This is a genomic window from Streptomonospora salina (assembly GCF_014204715.1).
In the GTDB taxonomy this organism is placed as follows: domain Bacteria; phylum Actinomycetota; class Actinomycetes; order Streptosporangiales; family Streptosporangiaceae; genus Streptomonospora; species Streptomonospora salina.
In genome coordinates, this window is sequence record NZ_JACHLY010000001.1 from 4,052,060 (window position 1) to 4,069,102 (window position 17,043).

At 73.3% G+C, this 17,043-nt stretch carries 9 protein-coding genes; 5 read left to right on the forward strand and 4 right to left on the reverse strand.

The window, feature by feature from the left end; all coding sequences use genetic code 11:
* Nucleotides 1–44: 44 nt before the first annotated feature.
* Both HNR25_RS18305 and HNR25_RS18310 read right to left on the reverse strand, forming a co-directional pair.
* On the reverse strand, nt 45–713 hold the full coding sequence (locus HNR25_RS18305; RefSeq protein WP_184637087.1) for a response regulator transcription factor: 669 nt from the start codon (nt 711–713) through the stop codon (nt 45–47).
* Nucleotides 701–1,918 carry a sensor histidine kinase gene (locus HNR25_RS18310; protein WP_312862618.1) on the reverse strand — a complete coding sequence of 406 codons (1,218 nt, stop codon included), beginning with the start codon at nt 1,916–1,918 and terminating at the stop codon, nt 701–703. The genes HNR25_RS18305 and HNR25_RS18310 overlap by 13 nt, the downstream gene beginning before the upstream one ends.
* Before the next feature lie 174 nt (nt 1,919–2,092).
* Here HNR25_RS18310 and HNR25_RS18315 point away from each other — a divergent pair, with 174 nt between their 5' ends.
* The 5 genes from HNR25_RS18315 (at nt 2,093) to HNR25_RS18335 (ending at nt 8,523) form a co-directional block, all read left to right on the forward strand.
* Nucleotides 2,093–2,800 carry an ABC transporter ATP-binding protein gene (locus HNR25_RS18315; RefSeq protein ID WP_184637089.1) on the forward strand — a complete coding sequence of 236 codons (708 nt, stop codon included), beginning with the start codon at nt 2,093–2,095 and terminating at the stop codon, nt 2,798–2,800.
* Nucleotides 2,800–5,355 carry an FtsX-like permease family protein gene (locus HNR25_RS18320; protein ID WP_246463742.1) on the forward strand — a complete coding sequence of 852 codons (2,556 nt, stop codon included), beginning with the start codon at nt 2,800–2,802 and terminating at the stop codon, nt 5,353–5,355. Before HNR25_RS18315 ends, HNR25_RS18320 begins: the two co-directional genes overlap by 1 nt.
* Before the next feature lie 123 nt (nt 5,356–5,478).
* Nucleotides 5,479–6,495 carry an ATP-binding cassette domain-containing protein gene (locus HNR25_RS18325; protein WP_184639519.1) on the forward strand — a complete coding sequence of 339 codons (1,017 nt, stop codon included), beginning with the start codon at nt 5,479–5,481 and terminating at the stop codon, nt 6,493–6,495.
* 151 nt (nt 6,496–6,646) lie between these two features.
* Complete coding sequence (locus HNR25_RS18330) at nt 6,647–7,474, forward strand: ABC transporter permease (RefSeq protein WP_184637091.1); 828 nt, start codon at nt 6,647–6,649, stop codon at nt 7,472–7,474.
* A 95-nt stretch (nt 7,475–7,569) separates the two neighbouring features.
* Nucleotides 7,570–8,523, forward strand: a complete 954-nt coding sequence (locus HNR25_RS18335) for a helix-turn-helix domain-containing protein (protein ID WP_184637093.1) — start codon at nt 7,570–7,572, stop codon at nt 8,521–8,523.
* 191 nt (nt 8,524–8,714) lie between these two features.
* Here the strand turns inward: HNR25_RS18335 and HNR25_RS18340 are convergent, their stop codons facing one another.
* Both HNR25_RS18340 and HNR25_RS18345 read right to left on the reverse strand, forming a co-directional pair.
* A complete protein-coding gene (locus HNR25_RS18340) occupies nt 8,715–8,927 on the reverse strand; it encodes an MbtH family protein (protein ID WP_184637095.1) in 213 nt (70 codons plus the stop codon).
* A 103-nt stretch (nt 8,928–9,030) separates the two neighbouring features.
* Complete coding sequence (locus HNR25_RS18345) at nt 9,031–16,980, reverse strand: non-ribosomal peptide synthetase (RefSeq protein WP_184637097.1); 7,950 nt, start codon at nt 16,978–16,980, stop codon at nt 9,031–9,033.
* Nucleotides 16,981–17,043: the final 63 nt, after the last annotated feature.

Sequence of the window (17,043 nt, forward strand, 5' to 3'; positions counted from 1 at the left end):
CTACTCCACCGGAGCCGTGTCGTCGGGGAGGCGGCCCGGGGCGGCTACTCCGACGGGGCAGCAGGGGAGGTATGGGTGTCCAGGTAGGCCAGTACCGCCTGGACCCGCCGGTGCCCGCTGCCTTCCTGGGTGAGCCCGAGCTTGACGAAGATCGAACCGATGTGCTTGCCCACCGCCGGGGTAGACAGCCCAAGCAGTTCGCAGATCCGCGTGTTGCCGTGGCCCTCGGCCATGAGACCCAGTACCTCCGTCTCCCGGTGGCTGAGCGTCGCCAGCGGATCGCCCCGATTCTGGTGGCGCATCAGGTGCGCCACGACCTCCGGGTCGAGTGCGACCCCGCCCTGGGCCACCCGGTTCAGTGCGTCGGCGAACTCGGCGACGTCGCCGATCCGGTCCTTGAGCAGGTAGCCGACGCCGGTGCTGTGGGCCAGCAGTTCGGCCGCGTATCCGTCCTCGACGTGGGCCGAGAGCACCAGCACCGGAAAGCCCGGGATGTGGGCGCGGATCCGGGCCGCGGCCTCCAGCCCCTCGCGGCGGAAGTCCGGCGGTAGGCGGACGTCGAGCACCACGGCGTCGGGGCGCTGCTCGTCGAAGAGGGGCCAGAAGCCGTCGAGGTCCCCGGCCGCCCCGACGACCTCGAACCCTTCCGTCTCCAAGAGGAGCACGAGCCCCTGGCGCAGGAGGGCGTCGTCCTCGGCGATCAGAACGCGCACGGCAGTCTCACCTCGATCGTGGTCGGCCCTTCGGGCGGGCTGGTGATCCGGGTCCGTCCTTCGAAGGCCGCCGCCCGCTGCCGAATCCCGGACAGGCCGCCCCCGCCGCGCTCGTCGGCGCCGCCCCGGCCGTCGTCGGTGACCTCGACGGTGACCTCGCCGCCGTGCTCGCGGATGGCGACGCGGGCGGAGGCGGCCCCGGAGTGCTTGGCGACGTTGGTCAACGCCTCGGTGACCACGAAGTAGGCGGCGGTCTCCACCGCTGCCGGCAGTCGGGGCAGCTCCCGTACGTCCACTGTGCAGGGGATTGCCGAGCGGGAGGCCAGGGAGGCCACCGCGGTGGCCAGCCCTTGGTCGGCGAGGATGGGCGGGTAGATGCTGCGTACGACATTGCGCAGCTCCTTGAGGGCGTCCTCGGCGGCGCTCTTGGTCGCCGCGATCAGCTCCCGGCTGCGGTCGGGGTCCTCGGCGAGCAGGCGCTCCACCAGGCCCAGCTGCATCCGGACCGCGACCAACCGGTTCTGGGTCCCGTCGTGCAGATCACGCTCGATCCGGCGCAGTTCCAGGCCGTGCGCCTCCAGAGCGGTTTGGCGCAATGCGGTGACTTCGGCGATGCGAGTGCGAAGCCGGGCCTTGCCGGGGGTGGTCAGCATCCGAAGGGCCAGCAGGGCGTGCCCGGTGGCCAGACGTGGGACGCAGAACACGAACAGGCCCAGGTAGGCGATGCCGACGAGCGGGGTGAGCAGGGCCGCCGGCCAGGAGTCCACGGGGTAACCGCCGGGGCTGACCGCAATCGACGGCGGCAGCATCCACCACCACAGGGGGCAGGTCAGGGAGACGATCACCCCCACGGCCAGGACGAACGCCGGGAGCGTGCAGGCCAGGCCGGCCAGAGAATTGACGGCCGACCACCGGACCGCGGTCCAGAATTCCGCTCTAGCGTGCGCGGCGCCGTCCGCTTCGGAATCGCGGGCGAGGTGCGCGCGGGCCAATCGGACATCCCTTTCGGAGCTTCGTTCCAGTAGCTCGGCCAGGCGCCTGAGCACCGGGGCTCCGACGAGCAGGATGACCAGCGCTTGGGTGAACAGAAAACCACTCAGCAGCAACCAGGCGTGCAACGATGAGACCCCGGTCGACACGGTGTAGCGGGCGCTGCGGGCCGCCCGGGACACCGCCGCTCCGCGGTCGGGCAGGAGTGCGCCCACGCGCTCCAAAGAAGCCCCCTGTGGATCGAAAAAATGAAATAGGTTGCTTTCGGGGGCGATGGTAGCATTCTCCGGAGAAGCGACAAGGGAGGCCCGGTGTTCGGGAGAAGAACCGCGAAGCGGAGGGGGGGTTCCGGGGTGCCCGGAACCCCGGAAAGTGTGCCCGCGCTAAGAATGAGCGAAGTTTATCGGAAATACGGGTCGGGAGAGGGAGAGATCATCGCCCTTCAGGGTATTTCCGTAGAGCTTGCCAAGGGCGACTTCACTGCGGTAATGGGCCCCTCCGGTTCGGGTAAGAGTACGCTCCTGCACTGCGCCGCCGGACTCGACCGGCCTACCAGCGGCCAGGTGCTGCTGAGCGGGACCAGCCTGCCCGGGATGTCGGAAAACCGGCTCACCCGGCTGCGCCGCGAACGCGTGGGCTTCGTGTTCCAGGCCTACAACCTGCTGTCCGCTCTCACCGTCCAGGACAACATCGCCATGCCGCTGCGGCTGAGCGGAACCGCCCTGGACCCTGCCTGGGCCGAGGAGGTGGTGCGCCGGGTCGGCATGGCCGACCGACTGCACCACCGCCCCGCCGAGTTGTCCGGCGGTCAGCAGCAGCGGGTGGCCATCGCCCGCGCGCTCATCACCCGCCCCGACCTGGTGATGGCCGACGAACCCACCGGCGCCCTGGACACCCGCAGCGGCGAGCAGGTGCTGTCACTGCTGCGGGACACCGTCGCCGCCCTCGGCCAGGCGGTCCTCATGGTCACCCACGACCCCGTCGCCGCCACCTACGCCCAGCGCGTGCTCTTCCTCGCAGACGGGCGGCTCGTCGACGCCCTCGAAAAGCCGTCCCCGGCCGCCGTGGCCGAGCGGATGAGCCGACTCGGGGAGTGATGATGCTGGACATCGCCTGGAAGACCCTGCGAGCCCGCAAGGGCTCCTTCGCCGGGGCGTTCATCGCCCTGCTGTGCGCTACCGCCCTGATCGCCGCCTCCGGGATTCTCGCCGAGTCCGGTCTGCGCTCCTCGGCGGAGCCCCACCGCTACGCGGCCGCGGACGCGGTGGTCGGCGGCGAGCAGATCCTGCGGCTGCCCGGCGGCGACTTCACCGTCGCCGAACGCCTCCCCGAGACCGTCGGCCTGCCCGCCGACCTGGTCGGCGCGGTGGGCGCCCTGGAGGAGGTGGAACTGGCCGTCGGCGACACACGCCTGCCCCTCGCGGTCGGGACTTCGGGTGGTGCCGAACCGCGGCCCGTGACCGGCCACTCCTGGGACACCGCCCCGCTGGGCCCCTTCGCGCCGATCGAGGGGGCGGCCCCGGCGCGGGCCGGGCAGGTCGCTCTCACCGCCGGCCTGGCCGCCTCTCTCGGCGTCGGCCCCGGGGACACGGTGCGTCTCACCAGAGCCGCCGAGCCCGGCGACTACCGGGTCAGCGGCACCGTCGCCCACCAGGATCGGGCCCCGGGGGACGGGCGCGGCGACGCGGTGTTCCTGCACGCCGACGACGCCGCCCGCCTGGCCCCTGCCACAGAGGCCGTCGACGCGATCGGGGTCGTCGCCGCTCCGGGCGTGGGCGGCGACGAGCTCACCGCCGCACTGGAGGGCGCCGCCGGCGACACCCCCGTCACCGTCTACACCGGCGTGGACGCCGACCGGATCGAGTACGCCGACGTGGGAGCCGCGCGCGGGCTCCTGCTGACGATCTCAGGCTCGTTCGGCGGGCTGGCGGTGCTCATCGCCCTGTTCGTGGTGACGGGGACGCTGGCCCTGTCGATCAACACCCGCCGCCGCGAACTGGCCGCGCTGCGCGCCATCGGCTCCACCCCCGGCCAGGTGCTGCGCATGATCGGTGCCGAGGCCCTGCTGCTGTCCCTGCTGGCCGGGGTCCTGGGCTGCCTGCCGGGGATCTTCCTCGCCCGGGCCATGCGTGCGGTCTTCGCCCACCTCGGGGTGATCCCCGCCGACCTGCCGCTGGTCGTGGGGCCGCTCCCGCTGGTCGGCGCGGTACTGCTGACCGTGGTGACCGCGATCTGCGGAGGGCTGGCCGCGGCGCTGCGCCCGGCCTGGGCCAACCCGGTGAACGCGCTGCGCGGCTCGGCCGCGGCCCCCCGCGCACCGGCGCGCTGGCGGTCCATCGCCGGGATGGTGTGCCTTGTGCTCGGCGTCAGCGCGGCCATGACCCCGGTCGCACTGCGCAACGACGCCGGGGCGGCCGGGACCTCCAGCGCCGCGCTGCTGCTGGTGATCGCGGTTGCCCTGTTCGGTCCGGCACTGTTGCGCCCCCTGGTCGCGATCGTCGTGCGCCCGCTGCGCCGGATCCGGGTCAGCGGATTCCTCGCCGCCGAGACCGTCGGGGCCGATCTGCGCCGCCTGGGGTCGGTTCTGAGCCCGCTGGTGCTCGCCGTCGGATTCACCCTGTCCATGGTTTACACCCAGTCGGTGCTGTCCGAGGCGGTCTCCACTCAGGTGGAGGAGGGGGTCACCGCGGATGCGGTAGTGACCGACGTCGTCTCCGGGGGCGTCGGCGCCGAGGCCGTCGGCGCACTGGCGGAGCTGCCCGAAACGGGGGCGGTCACCCCGCTCCAGCAGAGCCGGATGTTCGTCCCCTACTCCGTATTCGGGGATCCCGACTTGGCCTCCTTCGCGACGCGCGGGGTCGCTCCCGAAGGGTTCGGCGACAACCTGGACCCCGGGAGCGTCGACGGCGACCTGGGGGCGCTGTCCGGGAAGACCGTCGCCATGGAGAGTTCCGGGGCGAACCTGCTCGGTGCGGACGTCGGGGACGAGCTCGAGGTGCGGTTGGGTGACGGCACCCCGGCCACGCTGCGGTTGGTCGCCACCTATGAGCGCGGGTTGGGGCTGGGCGGGGCGCTGGTGCCGCGGGAGGTCCTGGACGGGCACGCCGCGCCGCCGTCCCGGGTACTGGTGGGGGCGGCCGAGGGCACGTCGCCCGCGGAGCTGAGCGCCGCACTGGAGGCGTTCACCGGAGGGTCTTCGACGCTGGAGCTCGCCGACCGGGAGGGGTTCGCCGACAGCGCCCGAGCCGAGGCGGAACTGGCCGCCTGGGTCAACCTGACCGGCCTGGGAGTGATCCTGGGCTACATCGCGATCTCGGTGGTGAACAGCCTGGTGATGTCCACGGCCGCCCGCTCGCGTGAGTTCGCCCTGCTGCGGCTGGTCGGCGCCACCCGCGGTCAGGTGCTGCGGGCCCTGCGCTGGGAGGCCTGGGCGGTGGTGGTACTGGCTGTCGTGCTGGGCACGGCGGTGGCCCTGCTGCCGTTGACGGTGCTCAGCCTGGCCTTCCTCGGCACTCCGGTCCCGGCGGGCCCGCCGCTGGTGTACGTCGGTGTGGTCGCCGGAACAGCGGTCCTGGGAGTCTGCTCGGTCATGCTCCCGGTGCGCCTGGCACTGCGCACTCCGCCCGTGGAGGCCATCGGCCTCGGCGAATGACGGTGCGGCTCCTCCTGCCTTCCCGCGGGCAGCCGTCCGCCCTTGTCTGCCCCTGTCCGCCCGGTGTCCTCCTCATGTCCGCCCCGTCTCGGAGAGTGGCGGCGGACATGAGGAGGACACGTGATGCACACCTGCATCCAGGCCGAAGGCCTGGTCAAACGATTCGGTGAGACGACCGCTCTGGACGGGGTGGACCTGGAGGCCCCCGCCGGGGCGATCCTGGGGGTACTGGGACCCAACGGGGCGGGCAAAACCACGACGGTGCGGATCCTTGCGACGCTGGCCCGGCCCGACACGGGCAGCGTGCGCGTGGCCGGCTACGACGCGCTCCGCGACCCGGCCGCGGTGCGCAGCCTGATCGGTCTCACGGGGCAGTATGCGTCGGTGGACGAGGAACTCACCGGCAGGGAGAACCTCGAACTGGTCGGGCAGCTGCTGCGGATGCCGAGACGGGAATGGAAGGCGCGCGCCCGGGAGTTGGTGCGCCGCTTCGACCTGGAGGAAGCCGGGGAGCGCCGGGTCAAGACCTACTCGGGCGGGATGCGGCGCCGCATCGACCTTGCCTCCAGCTTGGTCGGCCGGCCCCGCGTGCTCTTCCTGGACGAGCCGACCACCGGGGTGGACCCCCGCAGCCGCGGCGACCTGTGGCGGATCGTGCGCGAGCTCGCCGACGAGGGCACCACCGTCCTACTCACCACGCAGTACCTGGCAGAGGCCGACGAGCTCGCCGACCGGATCACCGTGATCGACCACGGCCGGGTGGTGGCGGGCGGCTCGCCCCAGGAGCTCAAGCGCACGACCGGCTCCCAGACCCTTAACGTGCGCACGGTCGACCCCGCCGATACCGACCGCGTGGTCGGTATCGTCACCGAACTGGTCGGAACCGGGGCCGTGCTGGGGCCGGACGGCACCACGATCTCCGCCCCCACCGACGACCCGGTTCTGTTGTCGGCACTGGTCCGGCGCCTCGACCAGGAGGCGATCGCTACCGACGAGCTTGCGCTGCGGCTGCCCAGCCTCGACGACGTGTTCCTCTCCCTGACCGGTCGGCCCCGGCCCCACGAGGTCGCGCCCGTCCCTTCCTCGGCCGAACGGTCCCGCCACGACAGCCCCGGCGCGGCCGAGGGGACTCCCGCATGAGTCTCCGCGGGTCGCCCCTCGACCGCCGGGGAGACGTGCACGGCCGCGTCGATCCTGCTGCGGACCCGGGATCCAGCCCCCGGGCACGCCCTCACCAGGACAGTGAAGTCACAGCCCCGCCCGAAAGGGCCGCACCAAGGATGGTCCTCGAATGAGCGCCCCACCCCTTTCCGCACCGGTGTCCACCCCGACTGCGGAGGCCAAACTCCGCATCGGCGCCGTCGAAGGGGTCGCGCACAGCCTGACCCTGGCTAAGCGCAACCTTCGCTACGTACTGCGCACCCCGACGACCCTGATCGACACGGTAATCCAGCCGGTCCTCTTCCTCCTGGTGTTCGTGTTCCTCTTCGGCGGCGCCATCTCCGGCGGCTGGCAGGACTACCTGCAGACCCTCGTCCCCGGACTGATGGTGCAGATCACCATGTACGCCAGCATGGGCACCGGGATGGCGCTCAACACCGACATCTCCAAGGGCGTGTTCGACCGCTTCCGGAGCCTGCCGATCGCTCGCGCGGCGCCGCTGGTCGGCGCCGTGCTGGGTGACGTCATCCGCTACGTCGTGGCGGTCGTCGTCCTCCTGCTGCTGGCCGTCGCGCTGGGCTTCCGGATTCAAACAGACCCATTGTCGGCGCTGCTGGCCTGTGTCCTGGTCGTGGTGTTCGGACTGACCCTGTGCTGGATGTCGGTGCTGGTCGGCATGTTGGTCGCGAGCCCGCAGGCGGTGCCGGGACTGGCGACGGCGATCATCCTGCCGCTGACCTTCGGCAGCAACATCTTCGTCGCCCCGGAGACCATGCCCCGCTGGCTGGAGGTCTGGGCCGCGATCAACCCGGTGAGCTACTTCGTGGACACCGTGCGCGGGTTGATGATCGGCGGGCCCGTGGCCGAGCCGCTGGCGGTGAGTGCGTTCGCCGTGGTCGCCTGCCACGCCGTCCTGCTGCCGCTCGCGATCAGCGCCTACCTGCGCAAGGTCCGGTGACCCGGGGACGGCGCCGGGCCGTTGCGCGGCGACCCTGTCCCGCCGCCCGCGAACGGTCCGCACAACGATCCGGAGAGGACCGGAAAGGAGATCCCATGACCAGAGTCCGCCTGACGTTGACGGACACGGCGCGGATCCGTATTCGTCCCCGGCTGTCCCCGCTGATCGAAGCCGGCCACGCCCTGAGGATCGTGCTGAGCGGACCGGTCCGTCCCGGGGCCGCCGGGTGGGTCCGGGACGCCCGTCCTCGGCTGGCCGCCTCGCCGTTCGTCCGGGCGGAGCTGCGAGAGGCCAGTGAACTGGTGCCCGACGTGCTGCCCCTGGTGCAGGCGGACGAAGGCCGCGTCACCGGCGTCCACTGGGCCTGCATGCCCGACCGTCTGCGGCGCGCGGTGCGAATCCTGGACCAGGTGGCCCGGGCCGCCGTCGCCCCGGATCAGGCGCGGGTGCGGCAACTCCAGGCGCTGGCCGCCGACCGGCTCGCTGCCCGGATCGCCGAGGAGGGGGCGGCGGCGGCCGTGGAGGCCTTGGGCGAAGCCTGCCGGTGGACGGACGCGGGATTGGAGATCGCCGACGGCCGTGACCGGCATCTGGATCCCGACGGGGAAGGGCTGGAGCTGCTGCCGTCGGTGTTCCTGGAGGCCGGTCCCCGGGTGGAGCAGTGGAGCGACCCCGAGTCGGGGCGCCGCCGGACCGCGCTGCTGTTCCCGGCACTGGCCCCCGGCGAAGCGCTCGACCTCCTGCTCCGGCGGCCGGGCCGCTCTCCGGAGGCACTGGGCCGCCTCCTCGGCCGCACCCGCTCAGCCGTCCTGGGTGCGGTGGTCGTCCCGGCCTCCACCGGTGAGCTGGCCGAAGCCCTGCACGTGTCCCCGACGTCGGTCAGCGAGCACACCGCGGTGCTGCGGGAGACCGGGATGATCACCACGACGCGCGAGGGCAACCGGGTCCGGCACCGGGCCACCGGCCTCGGCCTCGCCCTCCTCGCCGACTGCGGAGCCGGCCCCGCGGGCCGCCCCGGAGGCGGCCCCGGCCTGGCCGCGACCGCCTGAGGATCCAGCGGTGCCCCGGCGACTCGGCGCGCGGCGGTCGGCCGGGTACGCCAGCGGGGCGCTCGGCCGGCGGAGCGGCCGGTTCCGGTTCGGGCGCGGTCCGGGGCGCCCGCCCGCGCCGGAGGCGCACGCGGCGGGGGCGGACGGCCGCCCCCGCCGGCGTCGCACCGGTGGCTTCCCCGGCCCCGGGCCTACTCGCCCAGGGCGTTCACCAGGCTTGTCGGGCGCATGTCCGTCCAGTTCTCCTCCACATACGCCAGCGCTTTCGCCCGGGACGTCTCCTCCAGGACGGTTTCCCAGCCTTCGGGGATCTCGGCGAAGGACGGCCACAGGGAATGCTGCCCCTCGGCGTTGACCAGGACCAGGTATGTGGCGTCGTCGTTCTCGAAGGGGTTGTCGCTCATGGTTTCCTCGTTCCTCTCGTGATTTCGCGGTGAGGGTTCGTGCGGTCGAGGCCGGGGGCAGGGGCCCGGACCGCAGCGGCAGCACGAATGCGGCCCGACGGCCTCAGTCCCGGCGGGCGCGCCGGGACGGGGCCGCTGCGACCAGCTCGCGCAGCGCGTCGGTGAAAGACCGGGCGAGCCGCTCCACGGTCGTATCCCGGTGCCGGTTGGTCGAGTAGGTCCACGAAAACGCCAGTTGCTCGCCGGTGACCGAGCCGGTGACGTCGAGCAGGTTGGTGCGTTCCTCCTCCGGGGCATGGTCCGGGCCGGGAACGGGGACGAAGCGGCGGATCGGCCCGTCCTCCGCCTCCCCGGACTCCCCGCCGAACCGTCCCAGGTAGTTGAAGGAGACCGGGATGTCCGGCAGGGCCCGCAGCGGCTCGGTGTCGGGACCCTCCGCCAGGTACCGAAGCGCTCCGAAGCCGATGCCGCGCGGAGCCCGCCGGGACTGGCGCTTGACGGCGGCCACCGTCGCCGGCCAGCCGGCCCCTTCGGGCAGCTCCAGCAGGACCGGATGGATCGTGGTGAACCAACCGACCGTGCGGGACAGGTCCACGTCCCCGAAAAGGTCGTCCCGACCGTGCCCCTCCTTCTCGACCAGTACGCGGTCCGAACCGGTCCAGTCGGTCAGGACCCGGCCCAGCGCGGCCAGCAGCACGTCGTCGATCCGGCACCGGTAGGCCCCCGGCACCCGGGAGAGCAGGGCGCCGGTCTCCTCCCGGGACAGTTCCGAGACGGCCACGCGCTCGGAAGCCACGTCGTTGCGGCCCTGGTCCAGGTCCACCGGCACCCCGGCGGCGGTGCTGGAGGCGGTCCGGGTCCAGAACTCCAGGTCCGGGGCGAACCCGCCGTCGCGGGTGAAGGCGGCCAGGCGCTCCGCCCACACCGGGAACGGAGTGGTTTTCGCGCCCAGGTCCACCGGGCCCCCGTTGCGCAGCTGCCCGTAGGCGGCGGCCAGATCTTCGAGGAGTACCCGCCAGGACACCCCGTCCACCACCAGGTGGTGCGCCGAGAGCAGCAGCCGGTGCCGGTCGGCCGCCCCGGTGTCCACCACCACCGCCTCGAACAGCGGCCCCTCGGCCAGGCGCGCGGCGGGGCGCTCCCGGCCCGCCTCACGGGCGAGGAGGTCCTCGACACCGTCCTCCGGCAACTCGGAGGCGTCCACCACCCGTACCGCGCCAGGGGAGGCTCGGCCGTCCAGGTGCTGGCGCGAGCCCGCCCCGGTGTGCTCGACCCGCAGCCGGAGCATGTCGTGGTGGGCCAGGAGGTGTTCGGCCGCGCGGGCCAGCAGCTGCGGGTCGGTCCCGGGCGCGGCCTCAGCCAAGAGGGACATGTCGAAGTGCTCGGGGGCGCGCGGGTGCGTGTCCAGGAACCAGCGCTGCACCGGGGTGAGGGGGACCTCGCCGGTGACCGGGCCGACCGCGGCCTCCTCCGCGCCGGATGCCGACTCCTCCCGCTCGTCCACGGCCGCGGCCAGGCCCTCGACGGTCTGGTGCAGGAACACGTCCTTGGAGGTGAGCTCCCGTCCGGCCGCGCGGACCCGGGACACCAGCCGGATGCTCAGGATCGAGTCGCCGCCCAGGTCGAAGAAGTTGTCCTGGGCGCCGACCTTCTCGATGCCCAGCAGCTCCCCCCAGATCCGGGCCAGCAGGGCCTGGGTCGGCCCGTTCGGCGGTACGTACCCGGCGGTGCCGAAGGCGTCGTCGCCGGGCGCCGGCAGGGCCGCACGGTCGGTCTTGCCGTTGGCGCCGATCGGGATGTCCTCCAGTACCACCACGGCGGACGGCACCATGTAGTCGGGCAGTAGCTGTCCCGCGCCCTTCCGCACGGCCGCAGCGTCCACGCCGGAGCCGCCCGGTGCGCTCTGGTCCGCAGCGACATATCCGACCAGCCGCCGCACGCCGGGGCGGTCCTCCCTGACGCTGGCGGCCGCGTGGCGGACCCCGGGCAGTGCCGCCAGCACCGACTCGACCTCGCCCAGCTCGATCCGGAAGCCGCGGATCTTGACCTGGTGGTCGTCGCGCCCGAGGAACTCCAGCTCGTGCCCGACGGTCCAGCGGACCACGTCCCCGGTCCGGTACAGCCGCTCCCCGGATCCCGAGGGGTCGGCGACGAAGCGCTCCGCGGTCGTGGCAGGGGCGCCGTTGTAGCCCTGGGCCAGAGACGGGCCCGCCAGGTAGAGCTCGCCGCGCACGCCGGTGGGGACCGGCCGCAGCCACCGGTCGAGGACCGCGGCGCGGGTCCCGGCGACGGGGCGGCCGATCAGCGGACGCACCCCAGGCCGAACCGCCCAGACGGTGCTGTTCACGGTGTTCTCGGTGGGCCCGTAGAAGTTGTACACGGCGCGTACCCCCGCCGAGGCGAGCCGTTCGGCCAGAACTCCGTCCAGCGCCTCGGCGCCCACGGTCAGGACCGCGAGCAGGTGCCGTCCCTCCTCCAGCAGCCCGGCGGCCACCAGCTGGGCCAGGTAGGAGGGGGTGGTGTCGAGGTAGTCCGCCCGGTGCCGGTCCAGGAAGGCGCAGAGCGCCTCGGCGTCGGTGCGGGTGCGCTCGCCGACCACGAGTAGTCGGTGGCCGCTCAGCAGCCACACGAACGGGTCCCACGAGGCGTCGAAGGTCCACGCGGCCAGATGCGCGGCGGTGAGCACACGCCCGGCGGTCTCCGGCCGGTCCAGCACCGCGGCCCGGTAGGCGGCGACCATGGCCACCAGATTGGCGTGTGTGACCACCACCCCCTTGGGGGTCCCGGTCGAGCCCGACGTGAACATCACGTAGGCGGGGTGCTGCCCGTGCAGGGGGCGGGTCCGCTCGGCGTCGGCGAACGGGGCGTCCGACTCCTCCCCGGCCTCGTCCACCAGCGTGACCGGCGGGCCTCCCGGCGATCCGGCTGAGACGCCGCGGGCGGCCTCCGCCGTGTCTCCGGTGGCCAGAATCCGCGTGGCGCCCGAGCTCGCCAGAACGGTGCGCGCCCGCTCGGCGGGAGCCGCAGGGTCGATCGGCACGTAGGCCGCCCCGGACCGCAGCACCCCGAACAGGCCGACCACCGCCTCGGCGGTGCGGGGCAGCACGGTGGCCACCCGGTCGCCGGGGCCGACGCCCGCCCTGGCCAAATGCCGGGCAAGGCGGTTGACACGCTCGTCCAGTTCCGCAAAGGACAGTTCGGTCACGGGTGCGTCGGACGGGGTAGGCCCCTCCGGGGACGGGCCGACGGCGGACTCGGAGCGCTCTCCGGCGATCAGCGCGCAGCGCTCGGGAGCACTCGCGGCTAGCTCAGCCAGGTCGTCGAGCACGTGTGCCGCGTCGGCCCCGGTCGACGCCGCGGCCAGTGCCGCGGGAGCTTCCGCGGCCGCCCGGAGGGCGGCGCGCTCGGCTTCGGACAGGAGGTCCACCGTGTGCACCGGCGAATCGAGGCCCGCCGCGAGCCCTGCCAGCAGAGTGCAGACGTGGGTGGCGAACCGGTCGGCGGTCTCGGGGGCGAACAAGTCGGTGTCGTATTCCACCGAGCCGTGCAGGCGCCCGCCGTCCTCGTAGAAATCGACGCTGAGGTCGAACAGCGAACTGTGCCGGGCCAGCGGCTGCTCCGCTACGGTCAGCCCGTCGATCTCCCAGGTCTGCCCGGGCGCGTTCTGCAACGCGACGACGGCCTGTACCAGGGTGGGCCGGGAGGGGTCGCGGCGCGGCGCGACGGCGTCCACCACGGTGTCGAAGGGGACGTCGCCGTTCTGGAAGGCGGTGAGCAGCGTCTCGCGGACCTCCGTCAGCAGTTCGCGTCCGGTGCGTGTCTCGTCCACGTACTTCCGCAGCGCGAGCGTGTTGACGAAGAACCCGACCGCGTCCTCCAGCTCCGCGTGGTCCCGGCCGGAGGTCACCGTCCCCAGGACGATGTCACGCTGCCCGGTGTAGCGGGACAGGACGACCTGCACCGCGGCGGTCAGCACCATGAACAGGGTGACGCCGCAGGAGGCCTCGACCTCCCGGACCGCGGCCAGGGTCGCGTCCGGGACTGCGAAGGTACGGGTCGCGCCGCGTCCCCGGCGCACCGGGGGCCGCGGGTGGTCGGTCGGCAAGGCCAAGGGCTCGGCGCCGTCCAGCAGTTCCCGCCAGTGGTCGAGTCGCCGCTGGAAGGGGGCGGACTCCAGGTAGGCGTCCTGCCAGGCTGCGAAGTCGCCATACTGCAAGCGGGGGCGGCGCAGCCCGGCCCGCTCGGCTAGCGCCTCCGGCCCGTCCCCGCTGCCCGCCGGCGCGGCGGCCCGGTATAGGGCGCCGAGCTCGCGGGTCAGCACCGACAGCGACCAGGCGTCCACGACGATGTGGTGGATGCCCAGAGCGAGCACGTGTTCCTCGGGGCCCATGGTGACCAGCAGGGACCGGAAGAGAGGGCCCGTCGCCAGGTCGAAGGGGCGGTGGATGAATGCGGCGAGCGCCTCCTCGAGCTCGGCTTCGCGCTCCGGAGCGGGCACGGCGCTCAGGTCGGCCGACTCCGGGGCCGGCGCACCCTCGGGGGCGCCGATGACCTGTACCGGCCGCCCGTCCCGCTCGGCGAATACGGTGCGGAGCGACTCGTGCCGATGGACCAAGGCGTCCAGAGCGGCGTCCAGAGCGGCCGTGTCCAAGGGCCCGTTCAGCCGCAGCGCGCCGCCGGAGTTGTATTCGGCGCCGCCGGGCTCGTACCGGTCGAGGAACCACAGGCGGCGCTGGGCCGCCGACAGCGGAAGGCCGCCGTCGCGGGGAACGGGCACCGGGGCGCCGACGAGATCCCCGTCCGTGTCACCGTCGCGGTCTGCGCTGTCGGCGTCCCGAGCCGCCCCGGTGCCTCCGGTGGCCCCGGCGGTCAGCGGCCCAGCCAGTTCGGCGATGGTCGGGCGGTCGAAGACCGTGCGCACCGACAGCCGGACCCCGAACGCGTCGGCGGCGCGCGCGACCATCCGAAGCGCCGCGACGGAGTCGCCGCCCACGCGGAAGAAGTCGTCGTGCACCCCGACGCGCTCCAGGCCGAGCAGGTCGCACCAGAGCCCGGCCAGGTCGCGCTCGGCGGGGGTGCGCGGCTCCGTGTAGGCGCTCCGGGATTGGGCCGCCCAGTCGATCGCGGGCAGCGCCGCGCGGTCGGTTTTGCCGTTGGGGGTCAACGGGATGCGGTCGACTGTAGCGAACGCGGCGGGGACCATATACCCGGGCAGCACCTCGGCCGCCCGCTCAGCCAGCTCATCCGGGGAAGGAGTTCGTCCGTCGCCGGGGACCACGTAGGCGGCGAGCCGGCGCCCGGCCCCGGAGCCGGTCCGGTCGGCGACGGCGACCGCCTGCTCGACCTCGGGCAGGTCGGCCAGCGCGGCCGCCACCTCGCCGGGCTCGATGCGGTGCCCACGCACCTTGACCTGGTCGTCCGCCCGTCCCCGGAACTCCAGTTCCCCGTCGGGGCGGCGGCGCACGACATCGCCGGAGCGGTAGAGGCGGGCCCCGGGCGGCCCGAACGGGTCGGCGACGAACCGCTCGGAGGTCAGGCCGGCCCGGTTCCAGTAGCCGAGCGCGAGCCCGTCCCCGCCGATGTACAGTTCGCCGGGGACCCCGTCGCGCACCGGGCGCAGCCAGCGGTCGAGCACCGCCGTCCGGGTTCCGGCGACCGGTGCGCCCATGGGCGGTGCGCCTGGCCCCGACAGCGGAGTGCTCATGGTGGTGCACACCGTGGCCTCGGTGGGGCCGTATGCGTTGTACATCCGTCGGCCGGGGGAGAACCGCTCGACCAGTTCCCCGGGCCAGGCCTCGCCGGCGACGAGCAGGTGCTCGACAGGGCCCAGGTCGTCGGGGGCCAGGCTCGCCAGCAGCGCCGGGGGCAGGGTGACGTGGGTGATCCGGTACGCGCGGAGTGCTGCGGGCAGCCCGTCGCCGGCCAGGTCGGCGCGCGGGAGCAGCACGGCCGCCGCTCCGTTGAGCAGCGCGACCAGCAGTTCGGCGACGGAGGCGTCGAAGCTCGGTGAGGCGAACTGCAGCATCCGGGAGCCGGGGCCGACCTCCATCGTCCGTCCTTGGGTCTGGGCCAGGGCCGCGATGCCGCTGTGCGATACCGCCACACCCTTGGGACGCCCGGTGGATCCGGAGGTGTAGATCATGTACGCCGGGTCGTGCACCGAGGCGGCCTCGCGCAGCGGCACGCCGTCCCGGCCCTCCCCGGGGTGCAGCACGCGTACCCGGTCGGGCAGCCGGCCGGCCAGGCGATCGGACGGATCCGCGGTGGTCAGCACCGCCGACATCCCCGAGTCCTCGGCCATGTACGCCAACCGCCCGTCCGGGTATTCCGGGTCCAGCGGCAGGTACACCGCTCCTGCGTACACGGCCGCCAGGAACAGCACGGCGGTCTCCGGTCCGCGCTCCAGGCACACCCCCACCCGGTCTCCGCGCCGAACCCCCTGCGCGCGCAGGTAGCCGGCGATCCGGGCGGCCCGGTCGTCGAGTTCGGCGAAGGACAACGTCTCCTCGGAGCCGATCAGGGCTGCGGCGTCCGGGTGGGCGGTCACACGTCCCGCGACCAGGTCCGGCAGCGGGCGAGGGGCGGGGCCGGCGGGTCCGGCCGACGCGTCGGCGCCCCGGCCGCCCGGTCGCTGAGCCCGCAGAGGGCGGACGTCGTCGGCGCACTCGAGCGCTTCCACCAGGTCGGAGACGAAGCGGGCGACGGTGGCCTCGTCGAACAGGTCGGTGTTGAACTCGGCAGACCCGGCGACCCCCTCCGCGTCCTGGCGGAACTCCAGGGTCAGGTCGAACACCGCGTGTTCACGCCGTACCGGGAACGGCTGTACTTCGAGGCTGTCCAGGGACGGCTCGCCACCTCCGGCGTTCTGCAGCACGACCGCGGCCTGCACCAGCGGCGGCACCGCCGGGTCCCGTTCGGTCAGCACCGCGTCGACGACCGCGTCGAACGGCACCTCGGCGTGGTCGAAGTCGGCCAGGACGTCGTTCCGCGTCCGGGCGAGGTTCCCGGCGAACGACAGCGTCTCGTCCACGCGGCCGCGCAAGGCGAGGGTGTTGACGAAGAACCCGGTCAAGCTGTGCAGCCGGGGGTCCTCCCGGCCCGCCGTGACGGTGCCCAGGACCACGTCGTCGCTGCAGGTCCAGCGTGCCATGGCGACCCGGGCGGCGGTCATCAGCACCATGAACAGGTTGGCGCCGCCCTCGTGCCCGACCTGCTCCAGGCGGGCCACCAGCTCAGCGGGCAGACGGAAGGCGTGGTTGGCACCCTGCATGCTCCGCACCGGCGGCCGGGGCCGGTCGGCGGGCATCTCCAGTGGCTGCGCCCCCGCCAGCCGCTCCCGCCAGTGGGCGAGCGAGCGCTCGTATGATGCTCCGCTGAGTCGCCCGCGCTGCCAGGAGGCGTAGTCGGCGTACTGGAACGGGAGCGGCTCCAGGTCTGCGGCGAGGTCGCTGCCGCAACGGTCGGGGGCCCGGAGGGCGGCTGTGTACAGCCGGTCCAGCTCGTCCTGGAGGGTGCCCAGCGACCATCCGTCGGTGATGATGTGGTGCAGTACGGCAAGGAGCACGTGGCGGTGCGGCCCGGTCCGGAACAGGTGCACACGCAGCGGCGGCCCGGCTTCCAGATCGAAGGGGGCGGCGTAGTGGCGGGCGACCAGGTCGTCCAGGTCGTCCTCGTCGGCGTCGGTGATCGGGAGCGAAAGCGGCGAAGGAGGCCCGACGACCTGCCGGCCCTCCCCGTCGACCTCGCGGAAGGTGGTGCGCAGCGGCTCATGCCGGTGGACCAGGGCGGTCAGAGCCCGCCCGAGCGCGTCGGTGCTCAGGTCGCCGCGCAGATCCAGGGCGAACCCCGAGTTGTAGTCGGCTCGGCCCGGTTCGATCCGGTCCAGGACCCACAGCCGCTGCTGGGCGAAGGACAGCGCGGCCGGCGCGTCCCGGTCGAGTATCGGTACCTCGTCGGTGCGTCTCCCCCGGTCGCGCAGGCGACGCTGCACCTCCTCCCGCAACCGGGTGCGGTCCGGGGACGTGCCGTCGGCGCCTCCGTGGGCGTCGTTCATGTGATTCTCCTGCTGTGGTGGTGGCTGTGTCGGCGGCTGCACCGGCCGCCGTGCTCTAGGAGG

Excerpts from the sequence above, each read along its gene's own strand:
- HNR25_RS18315 (WP_184637089.1), top strand. The coding sequence starts at position 2,093 with ATGAGCGAAGTTTATCGGAAATACGGGTCGGGAGAGGGAGAGATCATC.
- HNR25_RS18320 (WP_246463742.1), top strand. The coding sequence starts at position 2,800 with ATGATGCTGGACATCGCCTGGAAGACCCTGCGAGCCCGCAAGGGCTCC.
- HNR25_RS18325 (WP_184639519.1), top strand. The coding sequence starts at position 5,479 with ATGCACACCTGCATCCAGGCCGAAGGCCTGGTCAAACGATTCGGTGAG.
- HNR25_RS18330 (WP_184637091.1), top strand. The coding sequence starts at position 6,647 with ATGAGCGCCCCACCCCTTTCCGCACCGGTGTCCACCCCGACTGCGGAG.
- HNR25_RS18335 (WP_184637093.1), top strand. The coding sequence starts at position 7,570 with ATGACCAGAGTCCGCCTGACGTTGACGGACACGGCGCGGATCCGTATT.
- HNR25_RS18340 (WP_184637095.1), bottom strand. The coding sequence starts at position 8,927 with ATGAGCGACAACCCCTTCGAGAACGACGACGCCACATACCTGGTCCTG.
- HNR25_RS18345 (WP_184637097.1), bottom strand. The coding sequence starts at position 16,980 with ATGAACGACGCCCACGGAGGCGCCGACGGCACGTCCCCGGACCGCACC.